This window comes from Phycisphaerales bacterium, assembly GCA_020852515.1.
GTDB lineage: Bacteria > Planctomycetota > Phycisphaerae > Phycisphaerales > UBA5793 > UBA5793.
The window spans coordinates 60405-80143 of the sequence record JADZAS010000021.1 but is presented as its reverse complement, the minus strand read 5'-3'; the positions used below and the strand labels follow the sequence as shown (position 1 = coordinate 80143).

Here is a 19739-nt window from a genome sequence, read left to right as displayed (position 1 = left end):
CGCGTGCGCGTCCGGCCCGATTCGGTCGGGTCGGCGGCTCGTGCCCATGTCGGCCCCGCCGGGAGATTCGACAGATGGTCTTTCGGGCCTGCGTACGCCCGGAGAGCGAGCCTGTTTTCACACGAGATCCGGGGTCGAGACACCGCCATGAGTTCACCTCAACATCAAGAGACGGCGCCAACGGGATTCGATTCGCAGGGCTGGCCGCTGCCCGAAGTGCGTTCGATGATGGTTGACAACTTCGTGCGTTCCTGGACGCAGCACTGGCTGGCTGTGGTGCTCCTGTTCGTGGTGTCGATGGGCATCGTGCTCTTCGCCGCGTGGCTGGTAACCCCCACGTGGGAAGGCCAGGCGACGATGGAGATCCACTCCACGCCCATGCCGACCATGTCACTCGAAAGCGGCGCCATGACGGACGCGGCTCCGCTGACCGCCAACCAGCTCGTGAAGAATCTGGTCGAGCAGACGCGCTCGCTGAGCTTTCTGCGCGAAGTGGTGGAACGCTCGGGATTGGACGACCACCTCAAGCAGGTCGCGGAAACGCCGCCGAACATGCGCACCCGCATCAAGAAGACGATCGCGAAAGTGGCCACCCTGCAGTTCCTTCGCGGCGACTTCAAGGTCGATTACGTCGCCAAAGCCATGGATGAACTCACGTCGGCGTGGCTGAGCATCACGCCAACCGAAGGTTCGACCATTATTCCGATTTACGTCTACGGCGACTCGCCCAAAATCACTCGGCAGGTCGGCGACACCATCATGGATCTGCTTCAAGAGCGTACCGACGCCGCGCTGCGGGCGGGCGTGGAGCGTCAGCTGGGCGTTCTCGAAGGAACGGTCGGCGAGGATGGCCGGGTGGTGCCCGGACTGATCCAGGACGCGCAACTGCGCGTGGCCGAAAACGACGCGAGGATTCAGGACGCCCGAACAAAGTACGAGTTTTTCGACCCGGAGACCTACGCGCAGAGTGCACAGGAGACGGCACAGAGTCTGCGAAACGAAAAGACGACGTTTCAGTTGCAGGACGACACGCTTTCGGCCAAAATCGCGACGCTTGAAAAGCAACTCGCGGAAGTTCCCGAAATCCGAAAGCTCATGCAGGAGGGCGTCGCCTCGCAGCCCGACAATCTGCTGTCGTCGCGAATCGAAATCGACATCGCCGACACCAAGGCGGAGATTGCCCAGAAGAAGGCCTCTCAAGGGCCGAATTCGCCTGCAGTGCAGTCGCTTGAAGTGAAACTCAAGGCGATGGAGCAGAGCCTGGCGGACGCCAAGAGCGATGAGTCGAAGATCGGAACCGACCGATCAAACGTCACGGAGCAGGTCGATCCCAAATACCTCTCGCTGTTCAACAGCTGGATTGATTCGACGGTCCAGTTGAACGCCCTCCGCGCTCGCGTGGGTGCGCTGGATCAGGCCATTGCCGCTCTGACCGAAATGCAGCACAGCGCCGTCAAGGCCGACATCGAACTGAAACGAATGCAGCGCGAAGCCATCGCGGACGAGGAGCAGTTGAAGCAACTGACGACTCAGGCGCGCCAGCTCCACAACCTGCTCGCTGGACCCCGGCTGTTTAACGGCGTCGTCTCGCGGACGGATACCCAGGTGCTCAACGAGAACAAGAACGACTACCCGAGTATGCTGCTGGCGGCGCTGCTCGCGCTGCTCATCGCCGCCTTTGCCGCCCTGGTTCTGCCGATTGCCTATGACTACCTCAACCAGACGCTGCTCAGTTCGCAGCAGGTGTCGGCGATCCCAGGCGTGCGCGTCGTGGCTTCTGTGCCGAGCACCAGATCGAATCGCATGTTCACAAGCGTTTGATGGACGCAACGACTGACCGGCTCAGTCACCTGCTCCAACATCAGCGAGTCCCGCAGAAAGAGTTGACGCGAGAACAGCATGACAACTGAAACACAAGCCATTCCGGTACAGTCGCGAACCAGCGCCACTGGATCTGCGGCCCAAGTGAACGCCTCGCATCCTGTGGGCTCGTTCCTCGGTCGCCTTGTCGCCGCGCCGAGCACCGCTCGCATCGCCATGGCGATCGGCGAACTGGCGACATCGTGCGACTCCGCCGCGCAGGGGCGGCCCGTTGCCGTGGCGGTCAGTGCCGTAGAGTCTGACGAGCGCATTGGCCAGACCGCCGTGGCCCTGGCCACGCTCTGGGGCAGGTGGGGACGATCAACCGTGCTCATCGATCTGGGAAGCGGCACGCAGGCGCTTTCCGGCGCCGTCACCGCGTCGGCGCCCGATCTTGGTTCGGCATGCGAGGAGGCGGTCGCCCGCAAACCCATGACGACGATCTCGCGCCTGCACGCGAGTGTGCCGCAAACGGGCGTCATCGCAGCCGGCAAGGCCGACGTGCTGGGTTTGATCTCGACGGGACGCCTGGCGGGGCTCATCGAGGTTCTCAAGATGAACCACGACCGCGTCGTGCTTGCGGTGCCGAAGCTGGCCACGGGCTTTCCGCTGCTGTCTCTGGGCACATGCTGCGATCGACTCGTTCTGGCTCTGGAACGCGGCGTTACCCGCGGCGGACCGGTCCGCGAAATCGCTGAACAGGCGATCTGGGCGGGGCTGCGGCCGCTCGATGTGATCTGGTTCGAGTAACCGCATTCGCGCCGGTTGCGCTGGGCAGCCTGGCGGAACCGCTCTAGTTCTCCATCCGCGGCGACTTCACGGCGATGCTCACAACAGCTTCAACTGGAAGAGACCTACGGCAGTGGCTGTTCATTGCACTGCTGTTCGTTCCGATCTTCGGATTGATCTTCCTGCTGGGTGTTTTCGTCGGCCGGTCTGCCGATCCGGTCTTCCCGACGGTCCTTTGCTTTGCCATCATCGCCACCATCGGATCGATCATCGCGCTCGGTCTGGAGTTCCGCATCGGCATCTACATCATCATGCTGCTCGTGATGTGGGACCGGCTGCAGACATTTGGCGAAGCGGGGACCGTCAGCGGCACCAAGATCGCCATTGGTCTGACCATCATCTTCCTCCTGGCGGCGATCCTGGGAGATCAACTGCGAGGGTGGTCGAAGAAGCTGGGCGATCCGCTCATCATCCTCGGCGTGCTGTTTCTGATCTGCTGTCTTGCCGGCGTCCCATTCATGCCGCACCCGGAACTCGCCACAGAGTTCATCAACCGCCGCCTGAACGTGGTGGCGCTGATGGGAATCCTGATTCTCGCGGTCGCCGATCGTGACGTCTTCCATCGATGCGTGCTGTGCCTGGTCATCGGCGGCACGCTCGTGGCCATCGCCACGACGAGCGAGATGATCACCGGCGTCGGTCTGCTCGAACGATTTGGCAAGTCGAACGTTGAAAGTTCGACGAACGTTCTCGGCAGTTTCGGCGGCACGCTTCGCGTCATCGGTCCGTCCGGCGACCCCGTCCGCTACAGCCTCGCTCAGAGCATTCCCGGCGCGCTGGCGTTCGGACTCCTGCTCTACTATCGCCGATGGTGGCAGAAAGCGCTGCTCGTTGTGGCGTTGCTCTTTATCGGCGTCAACATCGCCGCCACGGGATCTCGCGGAGGCGCGCTCGCGTTTAGCGTCGCCAGTCTGATCGTCTTCCTCACGTGTCCGGTGAAGCATCGATTCGCGAAGCTGCTGTTTGTCGCCGTCGTGGTGGTCTCCGCCTTGGCGATCATCTCCACCACCGGAGCGGATATCGCTGCCCAGCGAATTGCCGATCCGACCGAGGCGAACCGCACCGTCATCTGGCGTCTGGCGATGTGGCGGATGGCGTACCAGATGTTCCTCGATCATCCCATCGTCGGCATCGGAACCAACGCCTGGGGCATTTACTACAACATCTACCGTGATCCCGAGGCGCCGGCGTCCTACCTGCGCGTTCACAGCGCCTTCCTGCAGCTGCTTGCCGAAAACGGATTGCAGGGGATGCTCGTCTACATCGGCTTCTACGTCGCCGCAGCCGGAAGTGCGTACTGCGCCGCCCTGGGCACGTTCGACCGGCGCCTCAAGTTCGAGGCCACAGCGATTGCTTCCACCACGTTCGGACTGTTCGTCGGTGCAGGCACTTCAAACGTGCTGGAGAACGAACTCTACTTCATCGTCTTCGGCCTCTGCGGCGCGGCGTACTACGTCTACCTGCGCGAGGCTCAGGGCGGATTCGTCCCCCCCACGGATCTTCTTGAACCATCCGCGCAGGTACGTCGGGAGCGACACCTTCGCCGGATCGATCGTTCGCGGTTTCGTTTTGGGCGGTGATCGGTCAGTTTCCTTGCGGGACGGGAACGGTTGAGGACAAATGAGCATGGAGAGGGCTGACCACACGTTTGTGTTCATCGCGGGACTTCATCGCAGCGGGACCTCCCTGCTTGCCAAGTGCCTCGCCGACCATCCCGCGACCTCCGGCTTCCACGACACCGGCGTGCCCGAGGACGAAGGCCAGCACCTGCAGACCGTCTTCCCCCGCGCCAGCCGCTACGGCGGGCCGGGCGGGTTCGGCTTTGCGCCGCAGATGCATCTCACCGAGTCTTCGCCCGAGGTGAGCGACGCCAATCGCGACAAGCTCTGGCAGGAGTGGTCGCGCCACTGGGACCTGAGCCGCACGCACCTCGTCGAGAAGTCGCCGCCCAATCTCATCAAGTCCCGCTTCCTTCAGGCGATGTTTCCCAACTCGCTGTTCGTGTTCATTCTCCGCCACCCGGTCGCCGTCGCGGGCGCCACCAAGAAGTGGAAACGCCGCACGCCGCTGCACCGGCTCGTCGAGCACTGGATCGTCTGCCACGAGATCATGCTCGGCGACCTGCCCCACCTCAAGCGCTACACGATCTTCCACTACGAAGATTTCGTCGCCCAGCCGCGCCGCACGCTCGACAGCACTTTCCGGTTCCTCGGCCTGGAGCCCGCTGCGGCCACGCGCGAGATCCGCAGCAACGTGAACGAGTCGTACCTGGCGCAGTGGGAGGCGTGGCGTCAGGAGTTCTTCGCCGGCCGAAGCATCCGCAAAGCCGAGCGTCTCTACGAGGAGCGGCTCAACAAACTCGGCTACAGCCTCTGCGAGCCGCGGCGCGAAGTTCGCAGCGCCTGGTCGCTCGAGTCGCAACCGCTGGAATCAGCCGCCACCTGAGCCGTTTTCTCAGGGCGGCACAGGTTTGCTACGATCGCCAGAAACTGGAAGGCCCGGCGCTGCGAACCGTGGTGGTCTGCCGCCGCTTCCCGAGACGACGCTTCATATGCCCTCACCGCACGAACAACCTCGACTGCTTCTGCTGGGCTCGCCCGGCGAGCCTCCGGCGCCGCGCCCGAGCCGGTCGAGGCCCGGTCGCGTGCGCCGCGCCGTTTCGTACACGTTCAACTCGATGCGGACCCAGCCCCTGCTCACGCTGGGCGTCGCTGCGTTCTGCGTCATCGCCGGTCTCACCCACTTGTGGGCGTCGCAGCCGTATTGGGTCCTCACGCCCGAGTACCGCATCGGCAGCCTCGAAAATGACCCGAGCCCGTCGCAATTGCGAGTCGAGATTGACGCCAGCGAGTTGCGCGACCTGCTCATCTCCGAGCCGATCGTGCGCGAAGTCACGCAGGAACTGGCGACGATGGACGATGAACCAGGCGTGGTGGCCGGGGGTCCCTGGCGCCAGGCCGGCACTGGCGCCTGGCGATGGATGCGATCGCTTCCTCGCCGCGCAGCGGCCGCGGCGGGAATCGGCGGCGCGGAGGAATCGAGCGAGCCGGCGCCGCTCATCGTCAGCGCGCCGCGGGGCGACGAAACAGGCGGCGTCGTGCGCATCGAAGTCCGGGCCACCTCGCCGCGCTTTGCCGAACTGGCGCCATCGCTGCTGCTCGATCGCGTGCGTAATCTCCTGCTGCGCGAAGAGCGCTCGCGCACGCTGGGTCGCGCCGAGGAGCTCAAGCCGCTGCGCGATGACGCGGCCAGCCGGTGGAGCGACGCCAGCGCGGCCGTCGCCGACTACCGGCTCGAAATCGGTCGGCACGATCCGGCAGAGAGCGCCCGTGAAATCCAGTCCCGGCTCATCAAGACCCGGGGCGACCGGGCAGATCTGGAAACCGACCTGCGCGAAGCGGAAGCCAACCGCATCGACATCACGGCAAAGATGCAGCAGGCGCAGGTGGAGCAGACCACTCGCGTCGTCGTGGAGCAGAACCAGCGCGTGCAGCAACTCAAGAACGAGATCAGCACCCTCGAATCGAAGTACGCCGCCGACCTGGCCGTCAAGACGCCCAAGCACCAGGACATGGTGCGCCTCCGCCTCGAAATCGAGAGCAAGAAGCGCGACCTGAACAACGAGGAACTCCTCGTCATCCGCGAGAAGGTGCAGGAGCCGAGCATGGAGTACGTCGGTCTGCTCGAGCGCCAGGCGCAGAACAACCGGCAACTCGTGACGCTGGCCGGCCGCGAACTCGGGCTCGCTGAAACCGAGTCGTTGCTTCAGTCGCAGCTCGTCGAAGCCATGAAGATGGCTCAACACATGGAAGGGCTGCTCAGCGCGCGAACCGCCGCCGAAGCCTCGCTGCGCCAGGTTGAAGATGAGCTGTCGCGCCTCGAAGCGCGCCTGACCAGCGTGGCGCTCTTCTCTCAGGTCACCCTCTGGGGCCGCGCGAAGGTGGCTGACCCGACCACCCCGGACGAACCCAACGCGCCGCTGCACCTCCTGGTTACGGCCCTCGTTGCCGGCGTGCTCGCCATGGCCGTACCCGTCGCGCGCAGCCTGGCGCGAGCCAGACTCGTCGCTCCCTGGCAAATCGAGCAGATGGCCGAGACGCTCCCGGTGCAACTGGTCGGCGAGCTGCCGGGCGCGACGCAGCGTCTTCTGGCGCGGCTGCCCGGCGGCGAGGGAAGGTAACGCACGGAATGGACGACACGCGCGCCATCGTCAGCCGCCCGCCCGACGCCATCGCCGCAGCGCGTCCGCGCTGGCTGTATCGCCGGCTCGATGCCGCGGCCCCGCCGCAGTCGCTGGGCCGGCTGCGGCCGCTCGTGCGGCACATCGCCGCCGAACCTGAAGACTCGCTGCTCTTTGCCCGCTACGCGCGCATGGCCCAGCAGATCAAAGGGGAGCATCCTGGCGATACGCTCGCCGTCGGCGTCACCACCGCGCCGACGCGCGGCAACGGCCATTCCGCCACTGCTCTGGCGTTCGCCGGCCTCTGGGCCCGCTGGGAGTACTCGACACTGCTGGTTGAAATCGGCGGCCGCTGCTGCGAAACCGGCCGGCGCCTCAATCGCACGGTGCCCAGGATCGCCGATCTGCTCACCGCCATCGAATGCGGCCAGCACCTGCCGATGCCCCAGCCGATCTCACCGAATCTGCCGAATCTCGATGTGCTGGCCGATCTGGGTCGATTCTCGCTGCCGCGCCTGGCCGACTCGGGCCTGCTGCGCGATTTCGACGCCGCGCTGCGCGAGCGCTACCAGCGGATTGTCTGGTCGCTGCCGGCCGTCGGCCCGGGATGGAGCGTGGCGATGCTTGGCGGGGTGCTCGATCGCATCGTCCTATCGATGCGCCGAGGCCGAACCGATCGCCGCACGGTGGAAAGGTTGGCAACCGAAGTGGCCGATCTGAATCTGCATCCCGTCCAATTGATCTGGCATCGGTGAACTGCATCATGAGCCGCCCCAACGAATCAGCACCGGACGAGCGCCGGCCGGCGCTGCCGAAGCCGCAATTCGAGGGAAGCGTTGTTCACGTGCTGCTTGGCACGGAGGGTGGCGGCATCATCACGACGATTCGACAGTGGGCGCCACTGCTCCTCGCCGCAGGCTGGGATTTGCGCTTCGCGGCGTTGCAGGAATCTACCGCGTGCGCCATGCTCCGGGCTGCCGGAATCGAGCCGGTCATCATCCAGATGAGCAAGTTCGGGCGGTTCACGCGACTCTCGCGCAGGCTCGCGCCACTTCGACCCGCAATACTCCATACGCACAATCCAGCGGCGCATCTGATGGCGCTTGCGGCTCGACGTCGCCTTCGTGCATCGGTCGTGAGGACCGTGCATGCGGAAATGAAGCACGAGATGAGCGGCACACTTCCGCCCTGGAAAATAGCTCTGTGGACGCGACTCATGGAGTGGGCCTTTCCAAGAACCGATCTCGTCACCATCGTCAGCCCCCACTTGCAGGATCTGCTGCCCGGCGGCCGCGGCTCCGTCGAAGCGATGTTCATCCCCAACAGCTTCGACCCCGCGCCAATCGAACGTGACGGATCCGAGCTCGATCCTGAGATCGCCGCCTGGCTCGGCACAGCGCCACTCGTGCTCGCGATGGGCCGGCTCGTAACCGTAAAGAACTACCCTCTGCTCGTGGGAGCGTGGGTCGCGGTCTCCCAGCAGCATCCAAACGCCCGACTGATCATCGCCGGTTCAGGGCCAAAGGAGGCGGAGCTGAACGACCTGGTGAACTCTCTCGGGATCGCAGGCTGCGTTCGGATCCAGCCGTGGGTTGCGGCAACCGCTCCACTGCTCAAGAGGGCCTCGATCGTCGCGATTTCCAGTTCGAGCGAGTGCTATCCAATGCTCGCCTTTGAAGCCATGGCGGCAGGAAAGCCCGTGGTCTCCACCCGACTCCCCGGTCTGCAGGTGGAAGACGGTCGCACTGCAATGCTCGCCGCGCACGATCCCGTCGCGCTGGCGCAGGCCATCTGTCATCTGCTGGAATACCCCGATCTCGCGATGCGTCTTGGAAATGCCGCCCGACGAGATCTCGATGAGCGGTTCAGGCCATGGGACGCAGCGGCACGAATTGCGGTCGCATACAACCGGCTTCGTGCGATAGGTCCGACGCCTGAGTTATAGCTCCAGCGCAGCCGCTTTATTCCGGACAACCGGCGCGGTTTGCCTATCATCGCTTCAGCGTCGCTTGGGATCGGCGCGGTTGCATCGTACCTTTCTCAACTGATGCGTGGATAGCGGCAGTTCGCCACCGAAAGCATCCTTCCTTGGAGAGGCACATGAAGGCGCTCAAGCACCTGACCGTACTCGGGTTTTTCGTAACAGCGACCAGCGTTTACTCCGCCTGTTCACCCAGGCCAGGTGCCGGCGCACGTCCAGAATCCCCCGAGGGAGGCTCGGTGGTTGACGACGGCACCGGCATTGCAGAAGCGGGACCGCAGGTCTGGATTCACGGCATGGGCGGCGCACCGGACAAGGCTGCCGAGATCCATGCCCAAGGAGTTCGCGAAATCGTTGACCTCCGAACCGCAAAGCCCAAGGACCTTAACGCATTCTTCGCTCGGTACGCCAAGAACAACATGGGACTGTGCCTGACGCTCCGCTGGGCGGACGCGGAAGGTCCGGAAGGCACGGCGAGGACCGAAAGGCCGCCAACGCCCGCCGAGTCCCGTCGCGTGCTCGATGGCTTGATCAAATCCCTGAACTCGGCGCCGGCCAAGGAACTCACCGGAAGGCTCTGGATTCAGTTCTACAACGAGTTCCTGGGCGGACCCGGGACCTTTGAAGCCTCGGACGATGACGAACTGTTCTCATGGGCGGCTGAGGCGGCCGCGAGGATTCGTGCCGAGGCGCCTCATGTTCGGCTCTGCGGGCCGGCGATGATCGCCACCGATGTGCTCGATGAGTCCGAGTCCACGCTGACTTCGAAACAGACGGAGCGAAGACAGCGCATGCTTCGCGGAATTGCCTGGTCGGTCGAGCACACCGACGCGGTTGATGTGCACCTCCATACCGACAGCGGTCCTTCTGCTCGATCGCGTCTGCAGACGGTGCGTCGTGCCATGAACACTTTCCCGGATGGAGAAAAGTGCGGAATCGTCGTGTGGGAGTGGAGCGCCTCCAGAGCCACCGATCACAACCCGCAGGCGGCCCGGCAGGCGACCATCGACATCTACAACGCCATGGCGGAGTACAACGTCATCGCCGCGGCCTACTCCCAATACCATGTGCCCAAGCGCATTGCGGACCGGTTCGGCTGGGTCACGCTCACGGACGAGAATGGCGAGCCGCGGGAGCCGTTCTATTCGCTGTTCCTTGAACTCGCCGACAAGTCCAACGGGAACAAGGCGCCCGCTGTAAACGAAAATCCTCCCGCCAGCGACAACAACCGACGCATCCGCCGCCGCAGAAATCGACGAGTCGTCGATCCGGTCGGTTCGCTGACCGATCCGTCGGCGGCTGAATCGCCTCAGCGCTCTCAGACCCGCCTGCTGAAGTCGAAGAAGCGAAAGGGGAACTGACGCCCTTGCCGTTCATTCCCTAACTTCCGCTGAATCCCCGGCTCCGCGCGTGCGACGCGCGGAGCCGTTTGTTTCGCGTCGAAGGTGGGGCTTGGACGCCGAGACCCACAGTCGAGTCGGTCGTATGATTCCCGCTCGACATGCACATCCGCAACTTCTCAATCATTGCCCATATCGACCACGGCAAGTCCACCTTGGCCGATCGGCTCCTCCAGGCCACCCATGCCGTCGCCGATCGCGATGCGCGGGCTCAGCTCCTCGATGACATGGACATCGAGCGCGAGCGGGGCATCACCATCAAGGCGTCCGCCGTCACGGTTTTTCACCGCCACAACGGCGAGAACTACCAGCTCAACTTCATCGACACGCCCGGCCACGTCGATTTCCACTACGAGGTCAGCCGGGCCCTGACCGCCTGCGAAGGGGCCATCCTCGTCGTAGACGCCACCCAGGGCGTGCAGGCGCAGACGGTCGCCAACGCCTACCTGGCCGTCAACAACAACGTCGAACTCATCCCCGCCGTCAACAAGATCGACCTGCCCGGCGCCCTGCCGCTCGACACGGCCATGGAGATCGAGCACGTCCTGGGCATCCCCGCCGAGGAGTGCACCAACTGCTCGGCCAAGACGGGTGAAGGCATCGATCACCTCCTGGCGGCGATCTGCGACCGCCTCCCACCGCCGCGCCAGTCGCTCGTGTCTCAGACGCGGGCTCTCATCTTCGACTCGGTCTATGACGACTATCGCGGCGTCGTCGTGTACGTGCGCGTGTTCGACGGCCAACTCAAAGCCGGCGACCGCATCCGCATGATGTCCAGCGGCCGGGTGTGGACGATCACCGAACTCGGCCGGTACACGCCCAAGCCGACCAAGGTTGACCAGTTGGCCGCCGGCGAGGTGGGTTACTTCATCGCCGCGATCAAGACGCTCGTCGATGTGCGCATCGGCGACACAGTCACGCGCGACGTCGATCCCGCCGCCGAGCCGCTGCCGGGCTACCAGGAGCCGCAGCGCATGGTGTTCTGCGAGTTCTACCCGAGCAGCAGCGGCGAAAAGGGAGCCGAGTTCGAAGCGCTGCGCGAGGCGATCACGCGACTTCACCTCAACGACGCCTCGTTCACCTACGAGCCGCACCATTCCGATGCGCTGGGATTCGGCTTTCGCTGCGGCTTCCTGGGCATGCTCCACATGGACATCATCCAGGAGCGGCTCGAGCGCGAAGGCGGCGTGGACATCGTCCAGACGCCCCCCACCGTCAGCTACGAAATCGGCCTGCGCGACGGCACGACGCTGCCGATCAACAACCCCGCCGACCTGCCCGACATGAGCAACGTCGTCGAAATCCGCGAACCGATCGTTCGCGTCGAGATCATCTGCCCGACCGAGTTCATCGGCGACATCATGCGCCTGTGTGAGACGCGGCGCGGCATCTACAAGGACCAGAAGTACCTTTCCGAGACGCGCAACATCCTCGACTACGAACTCCCCCTGGCCGAGATCATCTACGACTTCTACGACCGCCTCAAGTCCATCACGCGCGGCTACGGCACGATGGACTACGAACTGATCGGCTACCGCGCCGATCGGCTCGTCAAACTCCAGATTCTCGTCAACGGGAACCCGGTCGATGCGCTCAGCCTCATCTGCCACCGCGACAAGGCTGAACATCGCGGCCGGGCATTGCTCGTCAAGCTCAAGAAGCAGATCGACAGGCACCAGTTCGAGATTCCACTCCAAGCGGCCATCGGCGGCAAGATCATCGCGCGCGAAACCATCAAGGCCGTCCGCAAGAACGTCACCGCCAAGTGCTACGGCGGCGATGTGACGCGCAAGCGCAAACTGCTCGAAAAGCAGAAGGAAGGCAAGAAGCGGATGAAGATGATCGGCAATGTCGAGATCCCGCAGGCCGCCTTCATGAGCGTGCTGGAGACGGAGGAGTAGCGGGCGACGCTCGCCACGGTTCCGGGACTGCGCCGAGCCTTCGTCCCGGCTTGCGCACTCCAAGCCGGGGCAAAGGCTCTGCGCCGCCCCGGATTGGACGTGGCTCAATCACTCAGCAGAGGCACCGGCTCACGAAACGTCCACACCCACGCCCCGACACCCTGTCGGTCGCGAATGTAGCGGTACGTGTTACGCTGATGAGCCTTGTCCCGAATTGGCTTCAGCGCACCGCCGCCCGCCCAGATTCGGCCCGGCACGAGGCGCCGCACCTTGCGCGATGAGAAGTTCTTCGCCTTACCCACGACTTGTTTCGCGGCTCGTCGATCCTCTGGAAGTTCCGTGAGAAGATGCGCGTGCATGCCCGCCACCGCGATGACCAGCACGCGCACGCCTTGACCGAACAGACCTTCGAGCAGCCTCGCGCCGATGATCGGCCGGACTTCGATCGGAACTACGACCGCCGGACCGCTGATCGACTTCGCATGACATCGCAAACCCGCATGCTCGTGCGAGGGAGGTGGGTTCCCGTAGTCACCGCTGGAATGCAACCGATGCTCGCGGCTGCGCCATCCGCGCTGGTCCCCCGGCAGCCATGCATTTTGCGTGCTGATGATGACGTGGCGCCAAATCAATCCTGGGCGCGGCATCTCATCAGATCTCCACGATCACTCGCGAATCCAAGACGGCGCAAAGCCTTCGCCCCGGCTTGGATCACCGCCACCAGGAGTTGTTGTACGTCTTGTCGTCCCAGCTGTCGAGATCGCGCAGCACTTCGCGCTCGCGGAACTCGACGTGGCTGTCGGCGTAGAGGGCGTTGGAGCCGTTGCCGAGGTGGCGCTTGCTGCTGATGCGCGCGATGTTGCCGCCCCAGCCGTTGGAGTTGTCCTCGGGGCCGTTGATGTGCACTTCGAGGAAGACGTCGTACCAGTGGTCGAGATACGGGTAGTTCTGCATCTGCTGCGAAATAGAGTTGTCAGGATCGTCCGTAAACTCTGAGAGATACATCGCGTGGTCGGGCTGAATGAACTCGCTCAGCGGCGCTGTCGGGTGCCGCCCATCGCGATAAAGGCCGTTTCCCCCCCATTGCATCATGATGCCGTTGTTGATGTAGTGCACCACGTGCAGCGGATTCGGATAGGACGGGCACTGGTACTGCTTCATGTCGTCGAACAAGCCGTGGTCGAGCCACACCGTGCTGTCGAGGTTGTTCATCCGCGAGTCCGTCAACGGTCTGACGTACTTGTAGAACGCGCGGGGCCACGGGTAGTAGTACGCGTAAACGTTTCCGCCGCGCGGCTCATGGTACTTGCCCTCGCGCGGCACGAAGTCCTTGTACTCCGTCGCGTAGATGTGCAGCGCGTAACCGATCTGCCGCTGGTTCGAAGCGCAGGCGCTCCGACGCGCATGCTCGCGCGCCTGACCCAGCGCCGGCAGCAGCAGGCTGATGAGCAGCGCGATGATCGAGATCACCACCAGCAGTTCGATCAGGGTGAAGCCGCGATGGGCACGCATGCGATGAGGCTGAGCCACGAGTCTACCGCCTTTCCGAAGGATCCGACGAAAGTCGGACCGGAGAACTGGGTGCCGCCCGGCGATCGCGGCCGACGAGCCCCTATAGAGCATCGCAGATGATGTCGAATCTGTCAAGGCTTTTCCCTGAATTATTCGCCCACATTTTCGGACCTCTGGCCGCTATTGTTGGCCCATGCGACTGATCCGCTTCGCTTCACCCACGCACTCGGGGCCGCCCATCACCGCCGTGGACTGCGGCGACGGCACGGCCCTGCCGCTCGCCGGAGCCGCCCTGGGCCCGCTTGAGCCCGCAGGAGAGCCGATTCCGATCGGCCGACTTCTCGCTCCGCTTGTCCCGCCGGTCATCATGGGCATCGGCCTGAACTACCGCGCCCACGCCGCCGAGCAGGGCAAGGAGCCTCCCGAGCGGCCGATGATGTTCATGAAAAACCCGGCGGCGGTCTGCGGGCCCAACGACGACATCATCATCCCCGACGTCTGCCAGGACCGGCAGCAGGTCGATTTCGAGTGCGAACTCGGGGTCATCATCGGCCGCGCCTGCAAGAACGTCCCGGCCGAGCACGCCCTCGAGTTCGTACTCGGCTACACGGCGGCCAACGACGTCAGCGCCCGCTGGTGGCAGAAGCACGCAGGCGGCGGTCAGTTCAACCGCGGCAAGTCGTTTGACACCTTCTGCCCCATCGGCCCGTGCATCGTTACGCCCGATGAACTCGGCGATCCCGGAATTCTGCGCGTGCAGACGCGGCTCAACGGCGCAACCATGCAGGACTCGAACACGTCGGATCTCATCTTCCCGGTGGCCGAACTCATCGCCTTTCTCAGCCAGGGCACGACGCTGCTGCCGGGCACGCTCATTCTCACCGGCACGCCCGGCGGCGTGGGCTTTGCTCGAACGCCTCCCGTTTGGCTGTGCGACGGAGACGTGGTGGAGGTCGAAGTCGAGACAATCGGCGTGCTCCGCAATCGCGTGGTGTATGAGGCGTAGGTCGGAGACAAGGCTCGGCGCAGGCCCGGCAGTTCATTGACTGCTGCGCGAGAACGCTCCCCATGCGCACACAGGCACACCCTGCTGCCGGGCCGCGCTCAGAGCAGCGGTCCCGACCTACGCATCGCCATTGAGTCGCTTCATCACCATCTGCAGGTCCGACCAGACCTTGCCGCGCGCATCGGGCGTGTAGTTGCGCAGCAGGTACGCAGGGTGGAACGTCGGCATGACGGGGATCTCGAGGTTTTCGAGGCGGCAGGCGTGCCATGTGCCGCGCAGCGATGAGATCCCCTCGGTCGTGTTCAGCAGGAACTTGGCGGCCGGGGCGCCCAGTGCGACAATAGCCTCAGGCGCGATGATGCGCAGCTGCTCGGCGAGGTACGGCGCGCAGTTCATGACTTCCGCGGGCGTCGGCGTGGCGTTGTTGGGCGGACGAGCCTTGAGGACGTTGGCGATGTAGACGTCCTCGCGATTGAGTCCCATCGCCGTAATCATCTTGTCGAGCAACTGGCCGGCGCGCCCGACGAAGGGCCGGCCGGTCTTGTCTTCTTCAGCGCCCGGGGCTTCGCCGACGAACACGAGCCGCGCGTCGGGGTTGCCCTCGCCAAAGACCGTGCGCGTGTGCGCGGTGGCGGCGGTGCAGTGGGCGCACTCGCGATCATGCCGGAGCCGCAGGGCGTCGAGCAGCGCCTGTTTCGGTGAAGCGGCCGGCGCCGGCGCGCCCGCGGGCAATTCCGCGCTGGCGGGCGGCTCGCTCACGCGCGCCGGCAGGGCCACGAAGTCCACGCCGAGCAGTTGTCCGGCCTGGACCATCTGCCGCGCCGCGCGCAGCCCGTTGCGGCCTGTCGTCATGCCAGCGCCTCCTTGCACAATCGCTGCAGCGCCGAGAAACTCGCGCGCGCCGAGTCGAGCGATGAGCCGGTAAAGTCGCGGTCCTGCTCGACGATGAACCATTCGACGCCGCCCTGCGCCGCGGTGCGCAGAATCGGGCCGAACTCAATGATGCCCGAGCCGATCTCGGCGAACCTGCGGCTGCGCGCGTCGCGCATGTCCTTGAGGTGCAGCAGCGGCGTCCGCCGCACGTGGCGCGTGAGAAACTTGAGCGGGTCGGTGCCTGCATGGCGGCACCAGTACACGTCGATCTCGAGCAGCAGCCGGTCGGCGGGCGCATCGGCGATCACGTCAATCCCGCGCCGCGCCGAATCCGGCCCGAAGGTCTGGAACTCGAAGTTGTGGTGGTGGTACGCCAGCCGCAGCCCCCGGCCGTGCAGGCGCGACGCGATGGCGAGCATCTGGGCCACGGCTTGCCGATAGCCGTCTTCGGTTCGGTACTCTTCGGTGAGGTAGGGAATGACGATGAGATCGGCGCCCAGGCTGTGCGCTTCGTCGATGCACTGGCCGATGTCGGAGTTGAGCCGCTCGAGGCTGATGTGCGTGCCGCATGTCCGCAGGCCGAGCCGGTCGAGGACGCTGCGGACCTGGTCTGGCTCATGGCCGAAGAGTCCGGCGAACTCGACGCCGTCAAAGCCGATGCTGGCAACCTGCTCAAGCGCGGCGGGCAGATCGTTCTCGGTCTGATCGCGAATGGTGAAAAGCTGGAGCGCGATCGGAGGCAATGCCGTCGGGCTCATACCGATCTCCCTGAAGCAGCGGACCGGCGCAGTATACGCGCCGCCGGCGCGTCGCGCGGGGCATAATCCCTGTGGCACGTTGAGAGCGATGCACCTATCGTGCTGGCCTGTATGAAGGGGTGGAGGCGAGGCGTTCGCCCGTCGCGGCGCCGGCCGCAATTCCGCCGATTGCCGGGAATGCGCACCGACGATGGTCGAAATGAGCATCATCTATGCCGCATGCGTCGCAGGAGCCGTCGGGCTGCTGTTTCTGCTGCCGCGACGGGGCAGCCGCTGGGGCCTGATCGGCGCAGTTCTCGGCGCCGGCGCGCTCGGAGCCGGCATGCTCGCGCTGTCGCGCCCGGCTCGGTCCTCGGGTGATCACCCTGATATGTTCTTTTACGTCCTCGGGTTCATCGCCGTCGCCGGCGCCGTGCGGATGATCAGCAATCCCCGGCCCGTCTACGCCGCGCTCTACTTCATCCTCGTCGTGCTCGCCTCGGCCGGGCTCTTCGTGCAACTCGGCGCGGAGTTCATGGCGTTCGCGCTCATCATCGTCTACGCCGGCGCGATCCTCATCACCTACCTCTTCGTGATCATGCTCGCGCAGGAAGCGCCCGACGACCGGCACGCCGACGCCCTGACCGACTACGACGCCACCGCCCGCGAGCCGATTGCCGCGACGATCGTCGGCTTCGTGCTGATGGCCGCCCTGCTGGGGATGATGTACCGCGGGACGGGCAGCCTGCCGGCCCAGGCTCCGCACCACGCCGCCGACGCCGAACTGGCGCTGCTCGTGGGCAAGGTGGACAGCGCCATGCGCGAGGCGGATCTGATCGGGCCGCATGAGACGATTGACAGCGTCGACCCGGCTGCGCGCATCGCGTGGGTGATTTCGCCGTCGCTCGACCAGCCGCGCGCCGTGGAATGGCCGGCCGGTCTGCACGTGGACAATGTCGATGCCGTAGGCGTGTCGCTGCTTGCCGAGTTTCCCGTGAGCCTCGAAGTGGCCGGGGTGATCCTCATGCTCGCCATGCTCGGAGCGGTCGTGCTGGCGCGCAAGCCGGCCGGCGGAACGGCCGATGGGGCCGTTGAGCATTTCAAGCTCGGCGCCGGGCCACGAAAGGCGGGTTCGCCATGAGCCTGCCGCTCTCGGTGCTCGCGCTCAACCACTATCTGCTGCTCAGCGGGGTGCTGTTCGTCATCGGCCTGATCGGCTTTCTGACGAGGCGCAACCTCATCATCATGTTCCTGTGCACCGAACTCATGTTTCAGGCCGCCGCGATCGCCATGATCGCCTTTGGCGCTTACCACGGCAACGTGCAGGGACAGGTGTTTCTCATCTTCATCCTCACCGTCGCCGCGGCTGAGGCGGCGCTGGCCCTGGCGCTGGTGGTCATGCTCTATCGCCGCGGCTCGACCCTTGATGCGGAAACCTGGTCGGAGTTGAAGGGCTGACATGCACACGCTGCTCGCCCAACTCGGACACGCTTCGGAAGGTGCACCGATGGGTGCGCCCCAGACCATTGGCGCCTGGACGGCCCTGATTCCCCTGCTGCCGCTGATCGCCTCGGTCGCCTGCGGCGTGCTCGCCTTCCTTCCGAGCGGCGCCAAGACGAAGCGCGCCGCGTGGTGCTGCATCGCGGGCCTCGCGCTGTCGTTTGTGCTTTCAGTGGTGCTCGCGATCAACGTCGGCCACGGCCTGGGCCATGCCTCGATCTTCGAGTGGATCCGCATCGACCGTCTCAAGGCCGACTTCGCCTTTTATCTCGACCCGCTCACGAGCATCATGCTCATCGTCGTCACCGGCATCGGCACGCTTGTGGCCGTCTACGCCTCGGAGTACATGTGGGGCGATCGCGGCTACGCGCGGTTCTTCGCCTTTGTCAGCCTCTTCATCGTCGCGATGACCTGCCTCGTGCTCGCTGACAATCTCATCCTCATGTACATGGGATGGGAAGGCGTGGGCCTGTGCTCGTATCTGCTGATCGGGTTCTACTACGAGAAGCCTGCCGCCGTCGCCGCCGCCAAGAAGGCGTTCATCGTCAACCGCATCGGCGATCTCGGCTTTGCGCTGGGCATCATGCTCACGTACCTGGAGTTCGGCAGCGTCGAGTTCGACGTCATCTTCCGCCAGATCGAGCAGTGGACCGCTGCGGGCATCGAGGCGAGCGCCGCGACCAAGGTCATCCCGTTCCTGCTGATGCTCGGCGCGTTCGGCAAGAGCGCCCAGCTCCCGCTCTACGTCTGGCTGCCTGATGCGATGGAAGGCCCGACGCCCGTCTCCGCGCTCATCCACGCCGCGACCATGGTCACCGCCGGCGTCTACCTCATCGCGCGCATGCTGCCGCTGTTCCTGCTCAGCCCGTACGCGCTGCCCACCGTCGCGTGGGTCGGCTGCATCACGGCGCTGTTTTCGGCCACCATCGGCATGGCGCAGTACGACATCAAGCGCATCTTCGCCTACTCGACCGTCTCGCAGCTGGGTTACATGTTCATGGGGATCGGCGTGCTCAGCAGCGTGGGCGGCACGTTTCATCTCTTCACCCACGCGTTCTTCAAGGCGGCGCTGTTCCTCGGCAGCGGCGCCGTGATGCACGGCTTTGCAGGGCAACTCGATCTGCGCAAACTTTCGGGCCTCTGGCGCGTGCCGGGCTGGCAGGTCGTTACCGCCTCCATGCTTGTCGCCTGCCTCGCGCTGGCGGGCTTCCCCCTCACCGCCGGCTTCTTCTCCAAGGACATGATCCTCGCCCAGGCGTTCGTCACGCACGGGCCGGGCTACCAACTGCTCGGCTGGATCGGCCTCATGACCGCCGGGATCACCGCCTACTACACCTTCCGCGTGTTCTTCCGCGTCTTCCTCGGCCCAGTCGCTTACAAGCCCGGCGAGGAACACCACGGCGCGCACGACGACCAGCACTTCCACCCGCACGCGCCGGGTCCGGCGATCAACTTCGTGCTCATCGTGCTCGGCCTGGGCGCACTGCTCGCCGGCTGGATCGGCGTGGGCGGTGGGCATCACGGCTGGTTCGGCGGGATGATTCACGCCTCCTCCGCCAACTACCAAGTCGCGCATGAGGCGGGCGGCTCGCACGGTTTCTTCAGCGATCCGCACAAGTGGATGATGCTCGCTTCTTCGGTCGTGGGCATTGTTGGCATCGCCATCGCGGCGTATCTGCACCTTTTCAACCGGGCGGCGGCCGAACGCTGGCGCCGCGCGATCCTGCCCGTGGCCGTGCTCGCTGAACACAAGTGGTGCGTGGATGAAGGCTACGAACTGCTCATCCGCCGCCCGCTGCGCGCACTGGGCCACATCTGCTACGCGCTGGGCGACACGCTGATCATCAACGGCCTGGTCGCGCTGGCGGGCTGGACACCCAGACTCATCGGCGCCGCGGTCCGGCCGCTGCAGAACGGGCGGCTGCAGGGCTACGGCCTGGGAATGGCCGGGGGCGCCGCCATGCTCGTCATCATTGTCTGGTGGATGCTCTAAGAAGCCC

Annotated in this window: 16 protein-coding genes and 1 pseudogene; 13 read left to right on the top strand and 4 right to left on the bottom strand. The window is 64.9% G+C overall.

Annotation, left to right across the window (positions count from 1 at the left end):
- The first annotated feature begins 147 nt into the window (after window positions 1-147).
- The 9 genes from IT430_14520 to lepA all read left to right on the top strand — a co-directional run bounded on the left by IT430_14520 (window position 148) and on the right by lepA (window position 12111).
- Window positions 148-1821 (top strand): hypothetical protein, encoded by a 1674-nt coding sequence (locus IT430_14520; protein MCC6909153.1) that lies wholly within the window; start codon window positions 148-150, stop codon window positions 1819-1821.
- Window positions 1822-1899: 78 nt separating this feature from the next.
- Entirely contained in the window at window positions 1900-2610 is a 711-nt protein-coding gene (locus tag IT430_14515) for a hypothetical protein (GenBank protein ID MCC6909152.1), read from the top strand.
- Window positions 2611-2684: 74 nt separating this feature from the next.
- A complete protein-coding gene (locus IT430_14510; protein MCC6909151.1) occupies window positions 2685-4229 on the top strand; it encodes an O-antigen ligase family protein in 1545 nt (514 codons plus the stop codon).
- A gap of 40 nt (window positions 4230-4269) precedes the next feature.
- Window positions 4270-5094 (top strand): sulfotransferase, encoded by an 825-nt coding sequence (locus tag IT430_14505; protein MCC6909150.1) that lies wholly within the window; start codon window positions 4270-4272, stop codon window positions 5092-5094.
- A 106-nt stretch (window positions 5095-5200) separates the two neighbouring features.
- Window positions 5201-6829, top strand: a complete 1629-nt coding sequence (locus IT430_14500) for a hypothetical protein (protein MCC6909149.1) — start codon at window positions 5201-5203, stop codon at window positions 6827-6829.
- Window positions 6830-6837: 8 nt separating this feature from the next.
- Complete coding sequence (locus IT430_14495) at window positions 6838-7584, top strand: hypothetical protein (GenBank protein ID MCC6909148.1); 747 nt, start codon at window positions 6838-6840, stop codon at window positions 7582-7584.
- Window positions 7585-7592: 8 nt separating this feature from the next.
- Complete coding sequence (locus IT430_14490) at window positions 7593-8774, top strand: glycosyltransferase family 4 protein (protein MCC6909147.1); 1182 nt, start codon at window positions 7593-7595, stop codon at window positions 8772-8774.
- 275 nt (window positions 8775-9049) lie between these two features.
- Window positions 9050-10171: a hypothetical protein gene (locus IT430_14485; protein MCC6909146.1), complete on the top strand. Its 1122-nt coding sequence runs from the start codon at window positions 9050-9052 to the stop codon at window positions 10169-10171.
- Window positions 10172-10311: 140 nt separating this feature from the next.
- Complete coding sequence (gene lepA, locus IT430_14480; GenBank protein MCC6909145.1) at window positions 10312-12111, top strand: elongation factor 4; 1800 nt, start codon at window positions 10312-10314, stop codon at window positions 12109-12111.
- A gap of 104 nt (window positions 12112-12215) precedes the next feature.
- Here the strand turns inward: lepA and IT430_14475 are convergent, their stop codons facing one another.
- Both IT430_14475 and IT430_14470 read right to left on the bottom strand, forming a co-directional pair.
- The gene (locus tag IT430_14475) at window positions 12216-12605 is read right to left on the bottom strand and encodes a hypothetical protein (GenBank protein ID MCC6909144.1); all 390 of its coding nucleotides are present in this window, start codon (window positions 12603-12605) and stop codon (window positions 12216-12218) included.
- 901 nt (window positions 12606-13506) lie between these two features.
- Window positions 13507-13623 (bottom strand): annotated as a pseudogene (locus IT430_14470) (type II secretion system protein).
- 193 nt (window positions 13624-13816) lie between these two features.
- Here IT430_14470 and IT430_14465 point away from each other — a divergent pair.
- Complete coding sequence (locus IT430_14465; GenBank protein MCC6909143.1) at window positions 13817-14629, top strand: fumarylacetoacetate hydrolase family protein; 813 nt, start codon at window positions 13817-13819, stop codon at window positions 14627-14629.
- A gap of 117 nt (window positions 14630-14746) precedes the next feature.
- Here the strand turns inward: IT430_14465 and IT430_14460 are convergent, their stop codons facing one another.
- Window positions 14747-15481 carry a uracil-DNA glycosylase gene (locus IT430_14460; GenBank protein MCC6909142.1) on the bottom strand — a complete coding sequence of 245 codons (735 nt, stop codon included), beginning with the start codon at window positions 15479-15481 and terminating at the stop codon, window positions 14747-14749.
- Window positions 15478-16260, bottom strand: a complete 783-nt coding sequence (locus tag IT430_14455; GenBank protein ID MCC6909141.1) for a sugar phosphate isomerase/epimerase — start codon at window positions 16258-16260, stop codon at window positions 15478-15480. Before IT430_14455 ends, IT430_14460 begins: the two co-directional genes overlap by 4 nt.
- Before the next feature lie 199 nt (window positions 16261-16459).
- Between IT430_14455 and IT430_14450 the strand changes: the two genes are divergently transcribed.
- Genes IT430_14450 through nuoL form a run of 3 tightly spaced genes read left to right on the top strand, consistent with a single transcriptional unit; the run spans window position 16460 to window position 19732 of the window.
- Window positions 16460-17380, top strand: coding sequence for an NADH-quinone oxidoreductase subunit J (locus IT430_14450; protein MCC6909140.1), 921 nt, complete (start codon window positions 16460-16462; stop codon window positions 17378-17380).
- Window positions 17377-17697, top strand: a complete 321-nt coding sequence (gene nuoK / locus IT430_14445; protein MCC6909139.1) for an NADH-quinone oxidoreductase subunit NuoK — start codon at window positions 17377-17379, stop codon at window positions 17695-17697. The genes IT430_14450 and nuoK overlap by 4 nt, the downstream gene beginning before the upstream one ends.
- 1 nt (window position 17698) lies before the next feature.
- Window positions 17699-19732, top strand: coding sequence for an NADH-quinone oxidoreductase subunit L (gene nuoL, locus IT430_14440; protein MCC6909138.1), 2034 nt, complete (start codon window positions 17699-17701; stop codon window positions 19730-19732).
- Window positions 19733-19739: the final 7 nt, after the last annotated feature.

Coding starts and splice junctions, on each gene's coding strand:
- IT430_14520 (MCC6909153.1), top strand. CDS start 148: ATGAGTTCACCTCAACATCAAGAGACGGCGCCAACGGGATTCGATTCG.
- IT430_14515 (MCC6909152.1), top strand. CDS start 1,900: ATGACAACTGAAACACAAGCCATTCCGGTACAGTCGCGAACCAGCGCC.
- IT430_14510 (MCC6909151.1), top strand. CDS start 2,685: ATGCTCACAACAGCTTCAACTGGAAGAGACCTACGGCAGTGGCTGTTC.
- IT430_14505 (MCC6909150.1), top strand. CDS start 4,270: ATGAGCATGGAGAGGGCTGACCACACGTTTGTGTTCATCGCGGGACTT.
- IT430_14500 (MCC6909149.1), top strand. CDS start 5,201: ATGCCCTCACCGCACGAACAACCTCGACTGCTTCTGCTGGGCTCGCCC.
- IT430_14495 (MCC6909148.1), top strand. CDS start 6,838: ATGGACGACACGCGCGCCATCGTCAGCCGCCCGCCCGACGCCATCGCC.
- IT430_14490 (MCC6909147.1), top strand. CDS start 7,593: ATGAGCCGCCCCAACGAATCAGCACCGGACGAGCGCCGGCCGGCGCTG.
- lepA (MCC6909145.1), top strand. CDS start 10,312: ATGCACATCCGCAACTTCTCAATCATTGCCCATATCGACCACGGCAAG.
- IT430_14465 (MCC6909143.1), top strand. CDS start 13,817: ATGCGACTGATCCGCTTCGCTTCACCCACGCACTCGGGGCCGCCCATC.
- IT430_14460 (MCC6909142.1), bottom strand. CDS start 15,481: ATGACGACAGGCCGCAACGGGCTGCGCGCGGCGCGGCAGATGGTCCAG.
- IT430_14455 (MCC6909141.1), bottom strand. CDS start 16,260: ATGAGCCCGACGGCATTGCCTCCGATCGCGCTCCAGCTTTTCACCATT.
- IT430_14450 (MCC6909140.1), top strand. CDS start 16,460: ATGAGCATCATCTATGCCGCATGCGTCGCAGGAGCCGTCGGGCTGCTG.
- nuoK (MCC6909139.1), top strand. CDS start 17,377: ATGAGCCTGCCGCTCTCGGTGCTCGCGCTCAACCACTATCTGCTGCTC.
- nuoL (MCC6909138.1), top strand. CDS start 17,699: ATGCACACGCTGCTCGCCCAACTCGGACACGCTTCGGAAGGTGCACCG.